Source organism: Pseudomonadota bacterium, assembly GCA_023229365.1.
Taxonomy (GTDB): domain Bacteria; phylum Myxococcota_A; class Polyangia; order JAAYKL01; family JAAYKL01; genus JALNZK01.
This window is the reverse complement of the sequence record JALNZK010000025.1, coordinates 1-19,754: the sequence shown is the minus strand read 5'-3', so window position 1 is coordinate 19,754 and position 19,754 is coordinate 1. Positions and strand designations below refer to the sequence as shown.

The following is a 19,754-nucleotide window of genomic DNA, read 5'->3' as shown; positions in this document are numbered from 1 at the left end:
GTCAAGGAGGCGGCGCTCTCAGCCCGGGTACTTGCCCATGACGTAGTCTTCGAGGTGGCCGATGGTGATCTTCTGCTGGCTGATGATGGCCTTGACGATGTCGCCGATGGAGACGACGCCGACGATCTTCCCGTCCTTGCAGACGGGGAGGTGCCGGAAGCGCTTATCCGTCATGATGGTCATGCACTCCTCGGCGGTCGTGTCGAGTTGCACGCCGTAGACCTGGGTGGACATGATCTCCCGGACGGGCGTGTCCTTCGAGACCTTGCCGTGGAGGATGATCTTGCGGGCATAGTCCCGCTCCGAGATGATACCCACGACGTCTTCCTTCCCGAGCACGACGAGCGCGCCGACGCCCTTGTCCGCCATGAGCTTGAGGGCGTCGAAGACCGACGCGTCGGGAGAGACGGTCCAGAGATCCTTGCTCTTCTGATCCAGAATTTCTTTTACGAACACGAGCTCCTCCTCCTGGAAAAAGGGAACGCCACGCGCCCCCCGCGTGGAGCTCCCGAACAACGGTCGAGCCTCAACGCAAGTTAGTGACGCGTTCAGTGATGTCAACCGTCCGCGCGCCGGAGCGGGGCCATGGAGGGGAAAGGCGAAAAAAAAAGAATATTTGAGGTCGTGCTGAACTCGCCGTCGTTGAGAAAACGAAGGGAGGGACGCCATGGGATCGCTTGTGCGGATCGCCTCGGCGCTGCTCGTGCTGCTCGCCGTGGGATGCGACGGAGAGGACGCGGACGGCGGCGAGGCGGTGTGCGGCATGATCGAGAGCCCGTGCTGCGAGACCGCGCCCGCGTGCTGGGGCGAATACGTCGCCGCGGATTTGGACGGGGAGGGCGGGCAGGGGTGCTTCTGCTTCCTCCCGGCCAACGTCGTGCTCTGCGACGGGGAGGAGTACCCGCAGTTCGAGGGGGTGGAGGTCGGGTGCGGGGACGTCGGCTCCGGCGACGGGGTCGGCGCCTGCCTCGCGGATCAGGACATGGAGCCGGTCGAGTGCGATCCCGAGTCGCCGTGCACGACGGCGAGCGACGACCCGGACGGGATCTGCCTGTCCGACGGCACGGACACCCACTGCCTGAGCGCGTGCACCCCGGAGCCGCAGTGCCCGTTGGGCCACTCGTGCGTGGCCTTCGAAGAGGACGCACAGCTCTGTGCGATCTGCGTCAGCGACGGATTCCTCGCCGATCACCAAGCCTCAAGCTGATCGACGGCTTTCCTATCACCCCGCCCCGCGCGCGAACTGCGCGATGCGGAGGGCGATCTTGTCGGCCGGGATCTCGGTCGCGCCCGGGACGCTGCGCAGCGCCGCGCTCGGCATGCCGTCCACGATCGCGGTCTCGCGCGACTCGACGAGGATCTCCCCGCCCGCGCCGGACACCGCGAGCGCGCCCGCAGCGCCGTCGTCGCCCATGCCGGTGAGCACCACGCCGAGCACCTTCTCGCGCAAGGTGTGCGCCGCGCTCTGGAACAGGAGGTTCCCGGACGGGACGTACTTGTCCTTCGGCGACGGCCGCACCGCCTTGACTACCGCCCCCTGCGCCGCGGCGGTGATCTCGAGGTTGTGGTCGCCGGGCGCTATGTACACCGTGCCGCTTCGGAGCACGTCGAGCGCGGTGAGCTCGGTGACCCGGAGCGCGCACTGCTTGCCGAGGCGCTCCGAGAACGTGGTCGTGAAGCGCGGCGGCATGTGCTGCGCCACGGCGATTCCCGCGTCGAGATCCGCTGGCAACGCGCTCAGGATCCGCGTCAGCGTGGCCGGGCCGCCCGTGGACGCGGCGATGACGACGATCCGCTCGGCCGCCGGGGCCTTTCCTGCGGCGTGCGTCTTGACGCGCGCCGGCGCCGCGACCGGGTAGCCGCCGGTCGGCGACAGGTCCGCGGGCAGGTACGACTGGAGCCTGTGCAGCGTGTGCGGACCGACCTCGGCCGCGAGCCGGACCTTGCGCAGCACCTCCTCGCGGATGTCGTAGATCTCCGGCGAGATCTTGGAGGTCGGCTTGGCGACGAAGTCGAGCGCGCCGAGCTCGAGCGCGCGGAACACGTTCTCCTTCTCGGCGTAGGCGCTGATGACGATCACGGGCGTGGGCTGCGCGGACATGAGGAGCCGCAGGAACGCGAAGCCGTCCATGCGCGGCATCTCGAGGTCGAGCGTGATGACGTCGGGCCGCTCGAGGAGCGCGAGCTGGAGCGCCTCCTGGCCGTCGGCCGCCTTGCCTACGACCGCCGCCTCGGGGATCCCCTCGAGGATCTCGGAGATCGCCTTGCGGTTGTACGCGGAGTCGTCGACGACGAGCACCTTGATCCGCCGCTCAAGCGCCACGACCGACCTCGGGGCGGCGGTAGACGAGATCCTCCGACAGGTGGACGATCTCGAACGCCGTGGACAGGTTGAGCAGCGACTCCGTGTGGCCGAGCAGGAGGTAGCCGCCATCGGAGAGGCGATCGTACAGGATGTTTATCCCCTTCCTCTTGGAGCGCTTGTCGAAGTAGATGAGCACGTTGCGACAGAACACCGCGTCCGCGCGGCCGACGAACACGATCTTCTCCTCGTCGAGGAGGTTCAGGTGCCCGAAGTGGCACAGGGCGCGGACGTCGTCGCCGATCCGCCACTGCCCGGGCTCGACCTCGACGAAGTGGCGGCGCTGAATCGCCTCGGGGGTCGTGCGGAACGCGGCGCCGCCGAAGATCCCGCGGCGCGCCTTGGCGAGCATGCGCGAGCTCAGATCGCTGCCGAAGATGCGCACGTCCCAGCCCTGGAACAGGCCCGAGTCGAGCACGATCATCGCGATCGTGTACGCCTCCTCGCCGGACGAGCAGCCCGCGGACCAGATCATGAGGCGCCGGCGGCTGCCGAGGCGCTCGCGGAGCCGCGGCAGGACCTCCCTGGCGAACGCCCGCAGCTGGTACTCCTCGCGGAAGAAGTAGGTCTCGTTCGTCGTCAGGATCTCGGCCGCCTGCTCCGCCTCCTCCTCGCCGCTCGGGTTGTACAGGAGGAAGTTGTGGTAGTCGTCGAACGACTCGATCTCGAGCTGCACGAGGCGCTCCGCGAGGCGGCTCTCGACGAGGTAGCGATCGTCGTCCCCGAAGTAGATGCCGAACCGCCGGTTGATGTGATCGCGCAGCAGCCGGAAGCGCTCGGGGGACAGCGGGAAGGAGGGATCGCAGAGCCGCATGCTACTGCTCCCCGCCGAGGGCCGAGAGCGACCGCTCGATCGAGGCGCGGACGAGATCGTCCTCCTCGTCAGCGAGCGCCGCGCGGAGCGCGCCCACGATCCCCGGGGCGCCCCTCGCCCGCCGAGACAGCCTTTCGACCGCGGCGAGCCGGACGTCCCAGGCGTCGGCGACGAGCAGCGCGACGAGCTCGGCGTCCGTCACCGACTCGTCGAGCAGGACGAGCGCCTTCTTGGCGACCTCCGCCTCCCTGTGGTGGAGGAGCTCCCCCTTCAGCTCCCCTGGATCGAGCCCGAGGCTCTGGAACGCCTCGATGGAGGCCATCGCCAATTCGGCCGACTCGCGGGCGAGCCCGCGCAGGATCGCCGGCGCCTCTGGGTGGCCGACGCGGCCGAGCGCGCGGACCAAGGCGGCGCGGAGCGGCCCATCGGCGGTCCGTAGCGCCGAGACGATCGTCTCCGACGCGGCGGGCCCGATCCGGGAGAGCGCGGCCACCGCGGCCGTCCGGACGTCCGCGTTCTCGTCGGTCATGGCGAGCGAGATCGTGTCCACCGCGCCGGGCCCGGCGATCGCCGCGATCGCCCCGAGCGCCGCGCGCCGGAGCTGGGGGAGCGGAGAGGAGGCCGCCGCCGCGAGCGACGGGACGTCCTCTGGCCGCCCGACGACCTGGTAGGCGCGCATCAGCTCGACGCCGCGATCGCCCTCGAGCCCGAGGCCTCGCAGCGCAACGCGCACCGGCTCCGGGTGCCGGACGCCGATCTGGGCGAGCGCGTGCCCCGCGGACCGCCGGACGCGCTCCTGCGGGGACGCGGCGAGCTCGATGAGGCGCGCGACCGACGAGTCGTCACCGAAACGCGCGAGCGCTCCGGCCGCCGCGGTCGCGACGACGAGATCCGCCGAGTTCAGGTGCGCGGAGAACAGCGGTGCGCGGGCCAGCCCGCCGGGGTCGTCGACGAGGCGGCCGAGGACGCTGATCACGGAGGCGAGCAGGCGCCCGCGGGCCTTCGGGAGCAGCGCGTCCAGGGCCGCGATCGCCGCGGCGCTCCACGCCGCGAGCCCCTCGATGACAATCGGGTGCAGCGACTCCTCCTGCGCGAGCGTCACCAGCAGCGAGACGTGCTCGGCGCGCCTGGACCACAGGAGGCACAGCACGGCGGCGCGCCGCTCCAGGGCATCGCCCCGCATGGCGAGCTCGGCGAGCGCGTCGAGCACGCCGGGGCTCGCCATCCCGAGCGCACCCTCGACCGCGGCCGCGGCCGGCTGCCCGCGCTCGTGGAGGAGCGTCAGCGCCTTCGCGGCCGCGGGCTCCTCGGCCACCCGCCGGAGGATGACGTGGACCGCCGCCGGATCGCCGGATCGGCCGAGCGCGGCCATGATCTCCATCCCGTACAGCGGCGTCCCGCAGAGCGGCTCGAGCCTGTCGAACGGGAGGCTCGCCCCGAGCCGGTTGAGCGACTGGAGCGCGGCGAGGGCGAGCATCGGGTTCCCGCTCTCGAGGCAGCCGGCGAGCGCGGCCACGGTCGCCGCGCCTCCGTGCTCGCCGAGCAGCTCGGCGGCGGTCGCTGCGAGGTTCGCGTCCGCACTCGAGAGGTGGTCGATCAGGATCCCTGAGGCGCGCACGTCCGCCGATCGCCCGATCACCTCGAGCGCGATCTTGCGGGTCGTTCCCTCGAGCGCGTCGAGGCGCGCGACGACGAGCTCGAACGCCGGTCCCCGAACGTGGGCGAGCGCCTCGGCCGCGGCGTTGCGCAGGCCGACGTTGTCGTCCTGCTCGATCGCCTCGAGCAGGGCGGCGACGAGCTCGGCGCCGTCCCCGAGCTCGCTGAGCACCGCCACGGTCTCCTTGCGCACGCGCCAGTCCCCGTCTCCGAGGGCGAGCATGCCGAGCCGGATGGCGTCGGCTGGCGGGAGGAGCGCGAGCTGCCTCAAGGCGCGGCGCCGGACCTCGGGGCTCTGATCGAGGAGGCGGGACGCGATCTGATCTGCGGAAAACATCAAGAGACTGCCTCCGGTGCGACCGGCACGTCGACCCCGAGGATCGCCTCGACGTCGAGCTCGAACAGGAGCCCGGCCGCGCCGCCGTAGACCGCCTTGACCCACGCGACGTCCGTGCCGTCCGTCAGCGGGTGCCGCTCGCGTTTCTCCGCTGCGCCGATGGACACGACGCCGGTGACCACGTCGACGACCAGCGCGACTTCCCGGCCGCCGGACAGCGCGACGACCCACTTCGCGCGGGGGGAGGGCGCGGGCGGCAGCCCGAGCCTGCGGCGCAGGTCGACCACCGGGACGAGCGAGCTCCTGTGATCCGCCGCGCCGAGGACGAACGGCGGCGCCGTCGGGATCGGCACGATCCGGCCGGGGTTCACGATCTCGCGCACGCCCATGATGCCGAGGCCGCAACGGATCTCCGCGATCCGGAAGACGATCAGCTTGTGCTCGTCCTCGGGGCGCGGCCCGGACAGCCTGCCGAAGAGATCGAACTTCATCGCATCAGCTCCGTGAGGACGCCGACGACGTCGAGGATGGTCACGCGGGTCGTCGGGTTCGGCCGCGCGATGCCGAGGACGCACTCTGTCCGGGCGCTCTCCTCGAGGGCGAGGCCGGTCTCGAACTCCTCAACCGAGACGCGATGTACGTGCGTCACGCGGTCGACGAGGAGCCCTATCGGCTCGCCCCCGTGGCTCGTGAGGAGCACGCGGCTCGTGCGGGGCCAGGAGGTCGGGCTGAGGCCGATGAGCTGGCGAAGATCGACGAGCGTCACGACCGCTCCGCGGATCGAGATGACCCCGAGCACGTGCGGCCGCACGCGGGGAACCCAGGTCAGGACCGGCGGCTTGACGATCTGCGTCACCAGGTTCAGGTCGGCGCCGTACTCCTCCCGCTCGAGCGTGAAACCGAGGAAGCTCAACGCCGCGCCCGCGCTGCCGCGATCGCCGCGGTGCCGCCGGGGCTTCGGCCCCAACGATGCGAGCGGCGGGAGGACGAGTGAGGTCGACACGGGGCCCTCCTATCCCGTCACCGAGGCGGGCCGAGACGACTCGTCGCCGATGGCGAAGAACTCCTCGATGATCGCGACCGTGTCCAGCACGAGCGAGAGCCGCTGATCGCCGATCTCGGTCGCGCCGGCGAAGCACCCCGCCTCGGCGAGGCTGTCGCCGAGCGGCTTGATCACGACGTCCTGCTGGCCGACGAGGCCGTCCACGACGAGGCCGAGCCGGCGCTGGCCGAGCGACGCGACGACGACCCGCGATCCGTCGGGGAGCGGCTCGGTGCGCGGGCGCCCGAAGAAGCGATCGAGCCGGCAGAGCGGGAGCGTCTTCCCGCGCAGCGTCATCACCTCCGCGCCCAACACGGTCTGGACATCGGCGGGTGACAGGATCAGCGCCTCCGCCACGGTGTTGAGCGGCACGGCATACGTGTCGCCGCTCACCGACACGAGGAGCGCAGGGATGATGGCGAGCGTCACCGGCATCGTGATGGTGAACTTGGTCCCGATCCCGAGCTCGGACTGCACCTCGACCACGCCGCCGAGCGCGGAGATGTTCGTCTTGACCACGTCCATGCCGACGCCGCGGCCGGAGAGCTCCGTCGCCTCCTTCGCCGTCGTCACTCCGGGAAGGAAGATGAGGTTCAGTATCTCGCGCGCCGACAGCGAGCTCGCCTGCTCGGCCGAGAGGAACCCGCGCCGCGCCGCGGCCGTGACGACCCGCTCGCCGTCGATCCCGGCGCCGTCGTCCTCGACCTCGATGAGCACGTGGTTGCCCTTCTGGTACGCCGTCAGCGCGACCGTGCCCACGTCCGGCTTGCCCGCCGCGCGCCGCTCGGACGGCTCCTCGACACCGTGATCGATGGAGTTGCGGATGATGTGCATGAGCGGATCCGAGAGCTCCTCGATGATCAGCTTGTCGACCTCGGTGTCGGCGCCGGCGATGACGAGGTGGACCTCCTTGCCGAGGCTCCTGGAGATCTTGCGGGTCATCCGCGTCAGCCGGTCGAACATCTGCCCGATCGGCACCATGCGGACCTCGAGGATCCCCTCGCGCATCTCCGCGAGCCGCCGCTCGAACCCCCGGGTGACGCGGTGGAGCTCGATCGCGAGATCGCGCCTTCCCGTCGACGAGCGCAGCTCCTCGCTCACCTTCGCGATGGCGGTCCGGATGATGTTGAGTTCGCCGACGGCGTTCATGAGGCGATCGAGCTTGCCGATGTCGACGCGCACGGACTGGCTCACGGAGCGCAGGCTCGCGTCCTGCTCGCCGCCGCGCTTCGAGACGAGCGCAGCCTCCTTCGGCTCCGGGACCGCGGGGAGGCTGTCCGCCGCGGGAGGGTGATCCTCTGCGGCGCCGCGTGCGGCCTCGTCGCTCCGCCCCGGCCTGGGCTGCAGCGTCTGGGACGTGTCGCGCGGGGCGGCGCGCGGCGGCACGATCTGCTCGCGCTTCGCCTCGATCCCGTCGAGCGCAGCGTCGAGCGCGTCGAGCGACTCGTGGAGAACGAGGATGACGTCGATGTCGAGAACATCCGGGTCGCTGCTCTCCGTCGACGGGAGGTACGTGATGATCTCGCCGAGCGGCTTGAGCCGGCGCTTGATGGCTTCCAGCTCGGAGTCAATCGACTGGAGCGCGAACCGGGTCCGCACGCGGTACACGCCGCGGCCCTGCTGCAGGTTGGTCTTGAGGCGGTGCTCCTCGAACTCGGTGAGCACCTCGAGCACCTCGGGGGCCACGATCTCGTGCAGATCGATGTCGACCTGCGGCTGCGGCGCCCGCGCCGCGTCGGCCGCTTCCTCCGCCGGCGGCCTCGCCACCCGGGAGGCCTGGACCGCGGCGTCCGCGGCGCCGGCGTCGCCAGACGCATCGATGGCGTTCAGCGCGCCGATGGCCGTCTCGACGCTCTCGAGCAGCGAGTCCAGGGCGGCGGCGGTCAGCTCCACCCGGCCAAGGCGGATATCGTCGAGGAGGTTCTCCTCCTCGTGCGCCAGCCTGGCGAGCGGCTCGGCGCCGAAGGTCGAGGCGAGCCCCTTGAGCGTGTGCCAGCCGCGGAACACCTCGTTGATCATCTCCGGGTCCGGCTCGCCGCCCTTGAGCGCCGCGTCGATGTCGAGGAGGTTCCGGCTCAGGCTCTCGACGAGCTCCTGCGCTTCGCTCAGGAACTCCTTCATCGCCTTGGACGCGTCGCGACGCCGCGGTTTCGTCATCGCGAGATCTCCTCTGCGGACGTGCACGCCTTGATCGCGTCGACGATCTCCTCCGGCGTGAACGGCTTGCGGAGGAACTGGTTTGCGCCGAGCGCACGCGCGCGCTCGACGTCCCGATCCGCCGTCTGCGTCGAGATGATGATGATCGGGACGCCGCCTTGGCGCTCCGATGCGCGCAGGTGGCGGATGAGCTCGAAGCCGTTGATGTCGGGCATGTTGATGTCGGCGATCACTGCATCGTACGATCCCCGCGGGAACAGCCGCAGCGCCTCGAACCCGGACGACGCCTCGTCGACGCGGCAATCCAGCGCCGAGCGGAGCGCGCCGGAGATGTACGCCCGCATCGCCCGCGAATCGTCGACCACCAGGTAGCTCGAGGTCACGCCGCCTCCTGCCGCCCCGGCCTCCCGGGGGAGAGGGCAGAGCATATCACAGCTCGCGCTTCCGTCGCTCGAGCCCGCTGCCGAAGATGCCGCCGGCCAACGCTCCGAGGACGCCGGTGACCACCGGCGAGCACAGGAGCCCTCAGGTCATCCCGATCGCGCGGACCCCGAACGCGAGAGCCGCGCCCAGGACGGCGCCGACCGCGCCGAGGGCGATCATCCCCGGCACGTTGACGCCGCCCCGCTCGTTCCGCCCTTCACGCACGGCCGGATTCCCTCACAGCTTGATGTCGTCCAGGTTCCCGAGATCCTGGATCTGCTTGTCGAACTCCTGCATCCCCTGCTCGCCCGCGCCGGCGGCCTCGGCGACCGCCTTGGCCGTGAGGTAGCAGGTGGCGCCGCCGCACACGGCCGCCCCGACGAGCGAGAGGAGCAGGATCGCGGCGAGCACCTTGCGGCCCGACTTCGCGAAGGCGAAGGCGAGGGAGCCGAGCGGCACGAACAGCGCAATGAGCCCCCAGCCGATCGAGGTCCTGAAGCCCAGCACGATCATGACGACGTGCAGGACGAACCAGATGATCCCGAGAACGGCGGCGACCACCAACAGGATGCCGGTCATGGACATGACGACCCTCCTCGACATGTGAGACGCGCGGCCACGTCCCGAGTTCATATCAAGGAGCCGGCCGGTCGGCAAATGGCCCCGTCACGTTCCTTGAGCGGCAGGACGCGGCCGTGTGCTAAGTTGCGACGGAACCGGGAGCATCGCGATGGATCCGATCCCGTCCTCCGTTGAGATCGAGCGGCGCCTGCTCGAGTTCCTCCGGCGGCTCGCCGCGGAGGGGTCGACCGGGATCGGCGCGGCGAAATCCGTGGCGTGGGTGTTCTCGGAAGACTGCGTCTTCTACGCCCAGGCGCTCCGGATCCGCGTGCCGCTCGCGGCGGACAACGCGCGCGTCGCGGAGAGGCTCCTGCAATCTGACGCCGCGCGGAGGATCGGCGTCGAGGTGCGAGCGTTCGGCACGATCGGCGAGTGCGTCTACTGCACGCTCTACGTCCCCGAGAGCCTCGAGGACGCCCGGAGCCACGCGATCGGCGGCCTGAAGCTGGCCGTGCCGACCCAGGCGGTGCCGTTGGGCCTCGCCGAGAGCGCGATCCTCTGGCGGCTGATGCGGTTCTTCGGCAAGCCGTCGACGATGCTCCACGTCGTCATGACACCCATGCACGTGGCGCGCGTCCTCGCGGGCAGCTGCGAGCGAGCTGGTGATCCCGATTGAGTTCGGTCGGAGACGGGATATGATCGGCCGAGCTCCAAGGGCCAAGGAGGGGTGATGATGTCCGGCAAGTCGGCTTCGTTGATCCGCGCGGCACTCGGCGCGGCGTCGGTCGCGGTGATCACGGCGCTGGGCGTGGCGGTAGGCTGCGGCGCGCTCGGATCCGGCAAGGGGTTCGTCTCGATCCGCGGCGGCAAGGTCGCGGCGCTCGAGATCGCGATCGAGGGGGCCGAGAACGGCATCTGCCCCGGCGCGGTGCACCAGCTCGTGATCACCGTGACCACGACGCGCGGCGAGAAGGTCACGTCGTGGCGGAGGGGCGAGGACGGCGCCGAGCCGGAGACCGCGGGCCACCTCGACTATTCCGATTTCAAGGCGAAGACCTCGGGGGGGAAGATAGATCCCTCCGGAAGGTTCGTCGTGCACCCGGACGCGCTCGCCGCCGCGGTCACGGGCTACAAGATCGCGATCGCGGTCGCGGACACCGGCACGCCCGTTGCCGAGCTCTCGTTCCCGACGCGGCTCGACTGCGCGAAGGGCGCCGAGCTGCGCGGCGCGACGGGCGCGGCGGGCAAGGCGGGCGCGGCGGGCAAGGAGGCCCAGGGGGATGCTTCGGTGCCCGAGGCCCCGGCCGCGCAGCCCGTGTCGGGGTTCGCGGCCCCCATGGCGATCGACACCTCCGCGAACGGCCTCCCGGGCGAGGACGGCGGCTTCGGCGGGAGCGCCGTGGACGCGGAGGTCGCCTCGACGATCGTCAGCACGCCGTTCCACGCCGCGGCCGTGCTCGTGCGGGTGACGCCACAGGGCAGGGCACCGCGCCATTTCCTCGCGGATCCCGCCTCGCCGGACGGCTTCACGATAGACTGCCGCGGCGGCGACGGCGGGGCCGGCGGCGATGGCGGCGCGGGGGGCGTGGCCGGCAACGGCGGGCCGGGCGGCGGCGGGGGAGACGGCGGCGACGGCGCGGCGATCCGCGGGTACTTCGACGCGGGTCAGCTCGTGCTCCAGTCGTACATGAAGTACGCCTACCAAGGCGGCGCGCCGGGAGCGCCGGGCCGCGGCGGCGCGCCGGGAGAGCGGGACGCGGAGGGGCGGCCGATGCTCCCCGGCCGCGACGGGTCGGCCGGGCAGCCCGGGCACGACGGGCCGCTTCCCGACGTCCGCCCGGAGGGCGGCGTGAACCTGTTCCCAGGCCTTCCGGAGGGCGTGTACGTGCTCCCCGCGCCGTGGGCGCCGGGACAGCCCGCGCCGGCGAGCGCCCCCGCGGCGCCGCCGCCCGCCCAGGCCCCGTAGCCGTGGCGCCGGGCGAGGGAGCTCCCTTGCAGAGCCTCGGCCGCTACACGGTGCTGCGGAAGATCGGCGCCGGCGGCATGGCGGAGGTGTTCCTCGCGCGGTTCCGCGGCGCGCAGGGCGCCGAGAAGCTCCTGGTCGTCAAGAAGATCCACCCTGCGTTCGCGAGCAACGCGCGGTTCATCTCCATGTTCGTCGACGAGGCCAAGGTCGCGATGCGGCTCAACCACTCGAACATCGTGCAGGTCTACGCGTTCGAGCAGATCGGCGACGACCACATCCTCGCGATGGAGTACGTCGACGGCCGCGACCTGCACGAGATCCGCAACGCGGTCTGGGCCGCCGGGAAGCGCGTGCCGCACGGCCTCGCGGCGTTCGTCGCGGCCGAGGTGGCCAAGGGGCTCGACTACGCCCACTCGCGCCGCGACGACCGGGGGAAGCCCCTCGACATCGTGCACCGCGACGTCTCGCCGCAGAACGTGCTCGTCTCGCGCGACGGGGCCGTGAAGGTGACCGACTTCGGCATCGCCCGCGCCCGCTCGCTCCACGAGGAGTCGCTCGGCGAGGTCAAGGGCAAGCTCGGGTACATGGCGCCGGAACAGGCGCGCGGGCTGCCGGTCGACAGGCGCGCCGACATCTACTCGCTCGGCGTGATCCTGCACGAGCTGCTCGTGGGCCGGCCGCTGGTCCCGTCCGGTTCGCGGGAGGAGCTGCTCGAGATCGTTCGATCCGGGGTGCACCTGAGCCCGCGCGCCGTCGATCCGGGGGTGCCGGAGGAGCTCGACGCGGTCGTTCGGCGCGCCATGGCGGTCGATCCGCGCGACAGGTACCCGACCGCGCGGGAGATGGCGGTCGATCTCGGCAGGTTCCTCCACTTCGGGGACGCGATCCACGACAGCCACGCGCTCGAGGCGTGGATGGACGAGCATGTGCCCGAGGGGATCCTCGGCGCCGCGTCCATCGACGCCGACGCGAGCGGCGTCACCGCCGAGCTCGACGCCGCGGAGGCGCCGGCGCCGGGTACGGGCCCCGAGGAGGCTCTCGGCCAAGTCGAGCAGCGGGCCGTCGTCCTCGTCGAGGCGCGGGTGGAGATCGAGGCGCGGCCGAGCCGAGCGGCGGTCAAGGCGGAGCTCGTGCGGCTGGCGGACGAGATCGCGTTCAAGGCCGAGGGCGTGCTGCACGAGGTGTCGGGCGGGCTGCGGATCTACCTCGGCCTGCCGCACTCGTCGGTCGAGGACGCGATCCGCGGCATGCGCCTCGCGTACGATCTGCTCGACGTGGTGAGCACGCAGGCGAACGACCGCGGGATGCGCATCGACGCGGCGATCGCCGTGGTCCGTGGCTACGTCCGCTCCCGGCCGGAGGCGGCGACGCGGGGGCCGTCGTTCGAGCCGGGCGAGGAGCTGCTCGCCTCGGCCGGCCGGCTGCTCGGCGCCACGCCGTTCGGGGAGATCGCCGTCGGCGGCGGCGTCTACAGGCTCGCGCGGCAGGAGTACAACTTCGCGCCCCCCGAGCCGCTCGCGGGCGGGACGGGCGACGCGGACGCGGAGAAGGTCCTCAAGTCCTACCGGGCGCGCGGCCCGCGCAGCCGGTTCGAGCGCAGCCACGAGGCCGAGCTGCGCGGATCGTTCCGGGGGCGCGACGCGGAGCTCGCCCGCCTCGAGGAGGCGTGGCGCCGGACGCGGGCCGGCCGCGCGACGCTCGTGAAGATCGTCGGCGAGCTCGGCATCGGCAAGTCGCGGCTCGCGGCGCGGTTCGTCGAGCTCGCGGCGGCGGGGGCGGGGCCCGCGATCGTACGGGCCGAGTGCCTGTTCGCGGAGCGGGACACGCCTCTTGCGGGCGCGGCTGCGGTGCTGCGGGCGACTCTGCGCCTCGGCGACGGCGAGCGCGATCCGGATCTCGACGGCGCGATGCGGCCGCTCGTCGGCGCGGCGCCCGGGTACCTCGCGCGGCAGATCCGGTTCCTCTCCGGGCTGCTCGGCGCTCCCGGCGAGGCGTTCGCGCGGGCGGGGGAAAGGCAGCGCGAGCTCGTCCGCCTCGTCGCGTTCGGCCTCGGCGTGCTGCTCGGCGCGCGCGCGCGCGGCTCGGGCGCGATCGTCGTCGTCGAGAACGCGCACTGGCTCGACAGCCAGAGCGTCGACGTGCTGTCGGAGCTCGCGGGGCTGCGCGCCGCGCAGCCGGTGCTGTGCCTCCTCGTCGGCCAGGCGTCGACGCTCGCCGGCCGGCGCATCGCCGGGCTCGAGATCGTGGAGCTCGCCGAGCTGCCGGACGACGCTTTGCGCGAGCTCGTCGTGGAGCAGCTCGGCGACGGCGGCGACATGACCGCGATCGTGGATCAGATCGTGGGCCGCGCGCAGGGGAACCCGTTCTTCGCGAACGAGATCATCGACTCGCTCATCGAGCGGCACATCCTCGTTCCGACCACGTTGAGCGGCGAGGACGACGCGCCGCGCTACAGGCAGGCGCGGCCCGGCGCGATCCGGCTGCCGACGACCGTGGAGGGGCTCGCAGCGAGCCACATCGACGATCTCGAGCCGTCGCTGCGCACCGCGCTCCGCGCCGCGGCGGTGATCGGCGCGCGGTTCACGGCGGCCACGCTCGGGGCGCTCGTCGGCCGCGACGTCGCCGCGGACATCCGCGCGCTGACCCAGCGGGGGTTCCTCGTCGAGGCCGCGGAGGCGCTCGGCAGCGAGACCGAGTACCGCTTCCAGAAGGCGATGGTGCGGGAGGCGGCGTACGCGGGGCTCTCGACCTCGGATCGGCACAGGCTGCACCGCGCGGTCGCCGAGGCGCTCATCTCGGCCGTCGCGCGCGGGGCCGTCGCGGCGCCGGCGGCGCACATCGCGTGGCACCTCGAGAACGGCGGGGATCCGTCGCGCGCGGGGGAACACTACATCGAGGGCGGCGACGCGGCGCTGCGGATCCGCTCGAATCGGCAGGCGCTCCGGCTGTACGACCGCGCGCTCGCGCTCCTCCCGCGCGGCTCGGCGACGCGATACACGGCGCTCGAGCGCCGGCAGAAGGTGCTGCGGGATCTCGGCGACCACGCGGCCCGCGGCGCGGTCGTCGCCGAGATGGAGCGGATCGCGGACGAGCTCGGCGACGCGGCGCGGCACGCCCAGGCCGTCAACGCGCGGGCGCTCCTCCTGTTCGACGAGGGAGAGTTCGGCGACGCGGCGCGGCAGGTGCAGCGCGCGCTCGATCTCGGCGCCGGCGCCGGGGACTACCGCCGCTCGGCCGAGAGCATGCGGCTCCTCGCGTACATCGCGGCCGAGGCGGGCCACCTCGATCGGGCGCTCGACTGCTGCGACTGGGCGCTGCAGATCATCCCGGCCGACGAGGGCTTCGACGCCGCGTACCACAAGGCGCGCGTTCTCGGGGTCAAGGGGCTCGTGCTCATGATGTGCGGCGACCTCGTGCGATCGCCTTCCATCCTCGCCCGGGCGCTCGTCCTGTTCCGCCGCCTCGGCAAGCGGCGGAACGAGTCGACGGTGATGAGCAACATCGCGCTGCTCGCCCAGGCGCGCGGCGATCTGCCCGAGGCGCGCGAGCTGCTCGAGCGGGCGATCCGCACGGATCGCGAGATCCGGGATCTGAGCGCCCGCGGCCGCAAGCTCGCCGCGCTCGGCGCGATCCACGTAGAGGCCGGCGAGTTCGACGAGGGGCAGAACGTGCTCGAGGAGAGCCGCAAGATCTGCCGCGACAACACGGAGCCGGTCGGGGAGGTGGAGGCGGATCTCGGGCTCGCCGGCCTGTGGCTCGAGCGCGGCGATCCGGAGGGCGCGGCCGAGATCCTCGCCGAGGTGACCCGCCGCGGCTTCGTGGAGCGCAGCCGCGTGCTGCTCACGCGGTACCACCAGCTGCGGACCAAGGCGTGCCTCGCGCTCGGCGACGTGGACGGGGCGCTCGAGGCCGCGGACTCGGGGTCGCGCGTGGCGCAGGCGGCCGGGATGACCGGCGAGGTGATCCACGGGGCGGGGCTGCGCGGGCTCGCGCTGCTCGCGGCCGGGCGGCAGGACGAGGCGCTCGCCGCCAGCGATCGGATGGAGGATCTCGTCGCGGAGCGCGGCGGCGTGCGGCGGGCCGAGGAGGTCTGGTGGCACCGGGCGCGCATCCTTTACGGAGGAGGGGACCGGGAGGGGGCGAACGAGGCGCTCGTCCGGGCGCTCGAGGAGGTGGAGCGCAAGGGCGCGCTCATCCTGAAGCCGGCCCGCCGCGCGGCGTACAACGCCCACCCGCTGATCCAGGAGATCCTCGTCGGCCTGCCGGTGTGACTTAGCTCATGGCGCGGCGTTGCGGTCGACAACACAATGACCTCTCGCAAACGCTCGACGTCGAGCCAAGGAGAGCCCATGGAATTCCTTTTGTCCGAGGAGCAGACGCTCATCCGCGACATGGCCCGCGACTTCGCGAAGAACGAGCTCGAGCCCAACGCCGGGCGCTGGGATCAGGAGCGCCACTTCCCGACCGACGTGGTCCGGAAGATGGCCGAGCTCGGGCTCAACGGCGTGAACGTCCCCGAGGAGCTCGGCGGCGCCGCGGCCGGGCCGGTCGCGCTGTCGCTCGCGATCACCGAGATCGCCAAGGGGTGCGCGTCGTGCGCGGTGACGATGTCGGTCACGAACATGGTGTGCGAGGTGATCGAGAAGTTCGGCACCGAGGCGCAGAGGCGCGCGTACTGCCCCAGGATCACCTCGGGCGAGTACGTCGCGGGCGCGTTCTGCCTGTCCGAGGCGGGCGCGGGCTCGGATCCGGGCGGCATGAAGACGACCGCCGTGAAGCGCGGCGACAAGTGGATCCTCAACGGCGAGAAGATGTGGATCAGCGCGGGCGAGTTCGCGGGCGTGCACGTCGTGTGGGCGCGCACCGGCGGCAAGGGCGCGGGCGGCGTGTCGTGCTTCCTCGTCGAGGGCGGCACCCCGGGCCTCCAGATCGGCCGGCAGGAGGACAAGATGGGGCTGCGCGCCTCGCACACCGTCTCGGTGCTGTTCGAGGACTGCGAGATCCCCGCGAGCGCGCTCCTCGGCGAGGAGAACCACGGGTTCCGCGTGGCGATGATGGCGCTCGACGGCGGCCGGATCGGCATCGCCAGCCAGGCGCTCGGCATCGGGCTCGCGGCGCAGGAGGCGGCGACCGCGTACGCGAAGGAGCGCGTGCAGTTCGGCCAGCCGATCGCCGGCTTCCAGGCGATCCAGTGGATGCTCGCCGACGACGAGACCGAGCTCGAGGCCGCGCGGCTGCTCACGATGCGCGCCGCGTGGATGAAGGAGAAGGGCGTGCCGTTCACGCGCGAGGCGTCGATGGCGAAGACGTACGCGACCGAGGCCGCGTGGCGCACCTGCGACAACGCGCTGCAGATCCACGGCGGCTACGGCTACGTGAAGGAGTTCGCGGTCGAGCGCCACTACCGAGACATCCGTGTGACGCGGATCTACGAGGGCACCAACCAGGTCCAGCGGATCGTCATCGCCCGCAACGTGATCGGTCAGGGCAGGTGAGGCGCGTCGAGCTCGACCTCCCGTGGCCGGAGTGGGTGAAGAGATAGTCGATGTGTATAGTTTCCAGTTGAACGTACACATCACTTAATCTATTCTATACACAGGAGGTGCGGCATGCAGAGGACGAACATCGTGCTCGACGAGGTGCTCGTCGCCGAAGGGCTCGCGCTCTCCCGCGCCAAGTCGATCCGCGACCTCGTGGATCGCTCCCTGCGCGAGCTCGTCGCGCGGCTGAAGCGGCAACAGATCCTGGCCCTGCGCGGCTGCGGGCAGTGGGAGGGCGATCTCGGGTCCATGCGGGACGACGCGCGATGAAGACGCTCGTGGACACCTCCGCGTGGATCGAGTTCTTCAACCGCGGCGAGGGCGAGCTCGCCGAGCGGGTCGCCCGGCTCGTCGGCGCGGACGAGGCGGCGATCACCGGGCTGGTGCGCTGCGAGCTGCTCGCCGGGTTCCGCTCCGACGCCGCGTTCGCCAAGGCGCGCGGCATCCTCGCGGCGTTCGAGGAGGTCGACGACTCGAGCCCCGCGGTGCGCGAGCGCGCCGTGGAGATCTACAGGAGCTGTAGGAGGAAGGGCGTCACCGTGCGCAGCCTGGTCGACTGCATGATCGCGGCGGCGGCGCTCGGGGCCGATCTCCCGGTGCTGCACCGCGACCGGGACTTCACGGCGATCGCGAAGCGGCACCCGCTGCGGCTCGCGGAGTGATTCTTCCCCGACTCGATGCGAAAGGCGATAGAATCGTCCCGACGGGATTGGGTCACGGCTTGACTTGACCGGAGGGGATCATGGTGAAAAGAGCGGCGCTATCGATCTGCGCGGTCGCGGCGCTCCTGCTCGCCGCGCTCCCGGCGCGCGCGAACATGCAGTCGGATCGCTGGTTCCACGCGGTAGTCCAGGACGGGCGCGACTTCAGCTTCCAGATCCAGCTCATCGAGGAGGACCCACCAGCTTTTAATACGACGTTCAAGCTCGTGCGCGACAGTGAAATGCTCTTCGAGCACAAGCAGTTCGTCCGCGAGGAAGCGGACGCGGTGGTCGGGCCCGGGTGCATCGAGCTTCTACCTTACGACGAGCCGGTCGACTGCGACGAGGACGGCACCGCCGAGTGCCACGGCATCTGTGGAACCGCCTATCGATACAACTATCTCGACGAGTGCGTGCCAGGGGACCACCCGATGTACATCTTGTACGATGAGGCGATGCTCGATGAGAATGGCGACCCGATCGGCGCGTACGAGGGGTACTTCTACATCGTCGAATGGGGTGAAGACTCGGCGGACGACCCCTGCCTCGACTCGTCCGGCTGCTCGGTGGCCGCGGTCTCGGGCCGCTCGACCGAGGGCGGGCTCGCGGCGCTCATGCTGCTCGTCGGGCTCGGCTTCGCCGTCGTCGCCCGGCGGACGTAGATCTACTCGACCACGTACTCCTCGATGTTCATGCCGCCCGGGAAGAGGTAGCTCGTGTACGGCGCGTAGCCGTACGCCGTGATGCCGAAGCCGACGTCGCCCTCGGCCTCGGCGAGGTGGGAGCCGGCGGTGAGCGGCACGCGCGCGACCCTGTACCCCGTCGATCCGATCCCCGCCCAGCCGCCCACCGGCGAGCCGTCGAGCGTCACCTCCGCGTCGGCGGGCGCGATGATGTTGACGAAGTTGTACGTGTACGTGTCCGGCGTGAGGAACGTGTACACGGAGCGCGCCTGGAACACGGGCACGCCCGAGCCCATCGCCGGATCGCCCGAGTCGCTCGACGCGAAGTAGTCCTGCCCCATGAGCGTCTGCGTCACGTAGATCTGCTTGTCGCCGCTCGACACGCGGAAGTCCGCGTCCGACTCGAACTGGATCAGCCCACCGGCCTGCAGCGTCGTCGTCGGGTGGACCGCGGGCTCGAACGTCACCGTCGTGTCCGGCGCCATGGCGAGCACCCGGTACATCGTCGGCACGACGCCGGTCCCCTGCGGGTTGCTCGGCGCGGTCATGACGAAGTCGTCGCCCCACGTCTCGAGCGGGAACATCATCTCCTCGAGGTGGTCGCACGCCCAGGCGTAGTACGGCATGAACGTGCAGTTGTGGCCCGCGAACACCGCGACCGGCCCGGTGGCGCTCACGGTCGTGCCGGTGAGATCGCCGTCGGTCACCGAGCAGTACCCCTCGCACTCGGCGATCAGGGTCGGGGGGCAGGTGCCGAGCGTCGTCTGCTCCCAGCCCGAGTCTTCGCAGAACGTCAGCTCCCCGGAGTCGGCCGGGAGCTGCGAGAGCACCTGCAGCACGTCGCCGCGGTTCAAAGTCACGATCGCGCTCTCTCCGGGCGCGAGCGCGGCGATGGCGCCGCCGAGGGTGTAGGTCGCGGCCGTGACGGTCGCCTGGATCCCGTCCGCGGTGCCGACGATCGCCATGAACCCGGGAGACCAGCCGGACCAGCTCCCGGAGACGCCGAACGGCGGCATGTTCATCCACGAGCCGTGGCCCCACGTCGGCCAGGTCGACGCCATGTAGTTGCCCGTGAGCGTGTGCAGCGGCAGGAGCAGGCTCGCGTCGTTCGTGTAGGAGTAGATGTCGCCCGTGTCGCTCGGCGTGGAGAAGTGGAGCGGGCTGTACTGGTAGGCGACGACCGGGACGTCGCTCGTGATCTCGTACGCGCCGCCGGCGACGAGCACCGACTCCCCCGCGCTCTTCAGCGCGGACACGTACGCGAGGCTGATCGCCTTCGAGGAGCCCGGCGGCACCGTGTCCGTCGCCACGACCGCGTCGTTGCGCGCGACCGTGACGTGCGCGTCGGTCTGGCCCGGGTTGCCGATGATCACCGCGAAGTCGTTGTCGAACGACGGTAACTGTTTAGCGGATTCCCATGATGATAGCGGAAAGGCAATCAAGCTGCGAGGTCTTCTGCTGGCAGCGCGGGCAGCGTGAGCTGTTCGCCGCGGGCCAGGGAAGCGCGCAGCG

Annotated in this window: 18 protein-coding genes; 8 read left to right on the top strand and 10 right to left on the bottom strand. The window is 71.3% G+C overall.

Going from position 1 to position 19,754, the window contains the following annotated elements; all coding sequences use genetic code 11:
- Positions 1-18 precede the first annotated feature (18 nt).
- Entirely contained in the window at positions 19-456 is a 438-nt protein-coding gene (locus tag M0R80_12985; protein ID MCK9460546.1) for a CBS domain-containing protein, read from the bottom strand.
- 211 nt (positions 457-667) lie between these two features.
- On the opposite strand from M0R80_12985, the gene M0R80_12980 reads away from it, so the two are divergent.
- Positions 668-1,207, top strand: coding sequence for a hypothetical protein (locus M0R80_12980; protein ID MCK9460545.1), 540 nt, complete (start codon positions 668-670; stop codon positions 1,205-1,207).
- A gap of 15 nt (positions 1,208-1,222) precedes the next feature.
- Here the strand turns inward: M0R80_12980 and cheB are convergent, their stop codons facing one another.
- From cheB to M0R80_12940, 8 genes are all read right to left on the bottom strand, one after another.
- Positions 1,223-2,323 carry a chemotaxis-specific protein-glutamate methyltransferase CheB gene (cheB, locus tag M0R80_12975; GenBank protein ID MCK9460544.1) on the bottom strand — a complete coding sequence of 367 codons (1,101 nt, stop codon included), beginning with the start codon at positions 2,321-2,323 and terminating at the stop codon, positions 1,223-1,225.
- On the bottom strand, positions 2,313-3,176 hold the full coding sequence (locus tag M0R80_12970; GenBank protein MCK9460543.1) for a protein-glutamate O-methyltransferase CheR: 864 nt from the start codon (positions 3,174-3,176) through the stop codon (positions 2,313-2,315). The genes cheB and M0R80_12970 overlap by 11 nt, the downstream gene beginning before the upstream one ends.
- 1 nt (position 3,177) lies before the next feature.
- A complete protein-coding gene (locus tag M0R80_12965; GenBank protein MCK9460542.1) occupies positions 3,178-5,169 on the bottom strand; it encodes a HEAT repeat domain-containing protein in 1,992 nt (663 codons plus the stop codon).
- Complete coding sequence (locus M0R80_12960) at positions 5,169-5,660, bottom strand: chemotaxis protein CheW (GenBank protein ID MCK9460541.1); 492 nt, start codon at positions 5,658-5,660, stop codon at positions 5,169-5,171. Before M0R80_12960 ends, M0R80_12965 begins: the two co-directional genes overlap by 1 nt.
- A complete protein-coding gene (locus M0R80_12955; GenBank protein MCK9460540.1) occupies positions 5,657-6,172 on the bottom strand; it encodes a chemotaxis protein CheW in 516 nt (171 codons plus the stop codon). The genes M0R80_12960 and M0R80_12955 overlap by 4 nt, the downstream gene beginning before the upstream one ends.
- Positions 6,173-6,181: 9 nt before the next feature.
- The gene (locus M0R80_12950; GenBank protein ID MCK9460539.1) at positions 6,182-8,368 is read right to left on the bottom strand and encodes a chemotaxis protein CheA; all 2,187 of its coding nucleotides are present in this window, start codon (positions 8,366-8,368) and stop codon (positions 6,182-6,184) included.
- Positions 8,365-8,796 carry a response regulator gene (locus tag M0R80_12945; GenBank protein MCK9460538.1) on the bottom strand — a complete coding sequence of 144 codons (432 nt, stop codon included), beginning with the start codon at positions 8,794-8,796 and terminating at the stop codon, positions 8,365-8,367. The genes M0R80_12950 and M0R80_12945 overlap by 4 nt, the downstream gene beginning before the upstream one ends.
- 232 nt (positions 8,797-9,028) lie before the next feature.
- Positions 9,029-9,376, bottom strand: a complete 348-nt coding sequence (locus tag M0R80_12940; protein ID MCK9460537.1) for a hypothetical protein — start codon at positions 9,374-9,376, stop codon at positions 9,029-9,031.
- A 145-nt stretch (positions 9,377-9,521) separates the two neighbouring features.
- Between M0R80_12940 and M0R80_12935 the strand changes: the two genes are divergently transcribed.
- The 7 genes from M0R80_12935 (at position 9,522) to M0R80_12905 (ending at position 18,221) form a co-directional block, all read left to right on the top strand.
- Positions 9,522-10,028: a hypothetical protein gene (locus M0R80_12935; GenBank protein MCK9460536.1), complete on the top strand. Its 507-nt coding sequence runs from the start codon at positions 9,522-9,524 to the stop codon at positions 10,026-10,028.
- Positions 10,029-10,082: 54 nt separating this feature from the next.
- Positions 10,083-11,318, top strand: a complete 1,236-nt coding sequence (locus M0R80_12930) for a hypothetical protein (GenBank protein ID MCK9460535.1) — start codon at positions 10,083-10,085, stop codon at positions 11,316-11,318.
- Positions 11,252-15,589 (top strand): protein kinase, encoded by a 4,338-nt coding sequence (locus M0R80_12925; protein ID MCK9460534.1) that lies wholly within the window; start codon positions 11,252-11,254, stop codon positions 15,587-15,589. Before M0R80_12930 ends, M0R80_12925 begins: the two co-directional genes overlap by 67 nt.
- Positions 15,590-15,667: 78 nt before the next feature.
- Positions 15,668-16,813: an acyl-CoA dehydrogenase family protein gene (locus M0R80_12920; GenBank protein ID MCK9460533.1), complete on the top strand. Its 1,146-nt coding sequence runs from the start codon at positions 15,668-15,670 to the stop codon at positions 16,811-16,813.
- Positions 16,814-16,927: 114 nt separating this feature from the next.
- Positions 16,928-17,128: a type II toxin-antitoxin system VapB family antitoxin gene (locus M0R80_12915; protein MCK9460532.1), complete on the top strand. Its 201-nt coding sequence runs from the start codon at positions 16,928-16,930 to the stop codon at positions 17,126-17,128.
- Entirely contained in the window at positions 17,125-17,520 is a 396-nt protein-coding gene (locus M0R80_12910) for a PIN domain nuclease (GenBank protein MCK9460531.1), read from the top strand. The genes M0R80_12915 and M0R80_12910 overlap by 4 nt, the downstream gene beginning before the upstream one ends.
- 80 nt (positions 17,521-17,600) lie before the next feature.
- Entirely contained in the window at positions 17,601-18,221 is a 621-nt protein-coding gene (locus M0R80_12905; protein ID MCK9460530.1) for a hypothetical protein, read from the top strand.
- Between the two features lie 2 nt (positions 18,222-18,223).
- Here the strand turns inward: M0R80_12905 and M0R80_12900 are convergent, their stop codons facing one another.
- Positions 18,224-19,615, bottom strand: coding sequence for an IgGFc-binding protein (locus M0R80_12900; protein ID MCK9460529.1), 1,392 nt, complete (start codon positions 19,613-19,615; stop codon positions 18,224-18,226).
- Between the last annotated feature and the right edge of the window lie 139 nt (positions 19,616-19,754).

What these genes read in the sequence shown, in the direction of transcription:
- M0R80_12980 (MCK9460545.1), top strand. Translation starts at nt 668, where the DNA reads ATGGGATCGCTTGTGCGGATCGCCTCGGCGCTGCTCGTGCTGCTCGCC.
- M0R80_12970 (MCK9460543.1), bottom strand. Translation starts at nt 3,176, where the DNA reads ATGCGGCTCTGCGATCCCTCCTTCCCGCTGTCCCCCGAGCGCTTCCGG.
- M0R80_12965 (MCK9460542.1), bottom strand. Translation starts at nt 5,169, where the DNA reads ATGTTTTCCGCAGATCAGATCGCGTCCCGCCTCCTCGATCAGAGCCCC.
- M0R80_12960 (MCK9460541.1), bottom strand. Translation starts at nt 5,660, where the DNA reads ATGAAGTTCGATCTCTTCGGCAGGCTGTCCGGGCCGCGCCCCGAGGAC.
- M0R80_12950 (MCK9460539.1), bottom strand. Translation starts at nt 8,368, where the DNA reads ATGACGAAACCGCGGCGTCGCGACGCGTCCAAGGCGATGAAGGAGTTC.
- M0R80_12945 (MCK9460538.1), bottom strand. Translation starts at nt 8,796, where the DNA reads ATGCTCTGCCCTCTCCCCCGGGAGGCCGGGGCGGCAGGAGGCGGCGTG.
- M0R80_12940 (MCK9460537.1), bottom strand. Translation starts at nt 9,376, where the DNA reads ATGTCCATGACCGGCATCCTGTTGGTGGTCGCCGCCGTTCTCGGGATC.
- M0R80_12935 (MCK9460536.1), top strand. Translation starts at nt 9,522, where the DNA reads ATGGATCCGATCCCGTCCTCCGTTGAGATCGAGCGGCGCCTGCTCGAG.
- M0R80_12930 (MCK9460535.1), top strand. Translation starts at nt 10,083, where the DNA reads ATGATGTCCGGCAAGTCGGCTTCGTTGATCCGCGCGGCACTCGGCGCG.
- M0R80_12920 (MCK9460533.1), top strand. Translation starts at nt 15,668, where the DNA reads ATGGAATTCCTTTTGTCCGAGGAGCAGACGCTCATCCGCGACATGGCC.
- M0R80_12915 (MCK9460532.1), top strand. Translation starts at nt 16,928, where the DNA reads ATGCAGAGGACGAACATCGTGCTCGACGAGGTGCTCGTCGCCGAAGGG.
- M0R80_12910 (MCK9460531.1), top strand. Translation starts at nt 17,125, where the DNA reads ATGAAGACGCTCGTGGACACCTCCGCGTGGATCGAGTTCTTCAACCGC.
- M0R80_12905 (MCK9460530.1), top strand. Translation starts at nt 17,601, where the DNA reads ATGGTGAAAAGAGCGGCGCTATCGATCTGCGCGGTCGCGGCGCTCCTG.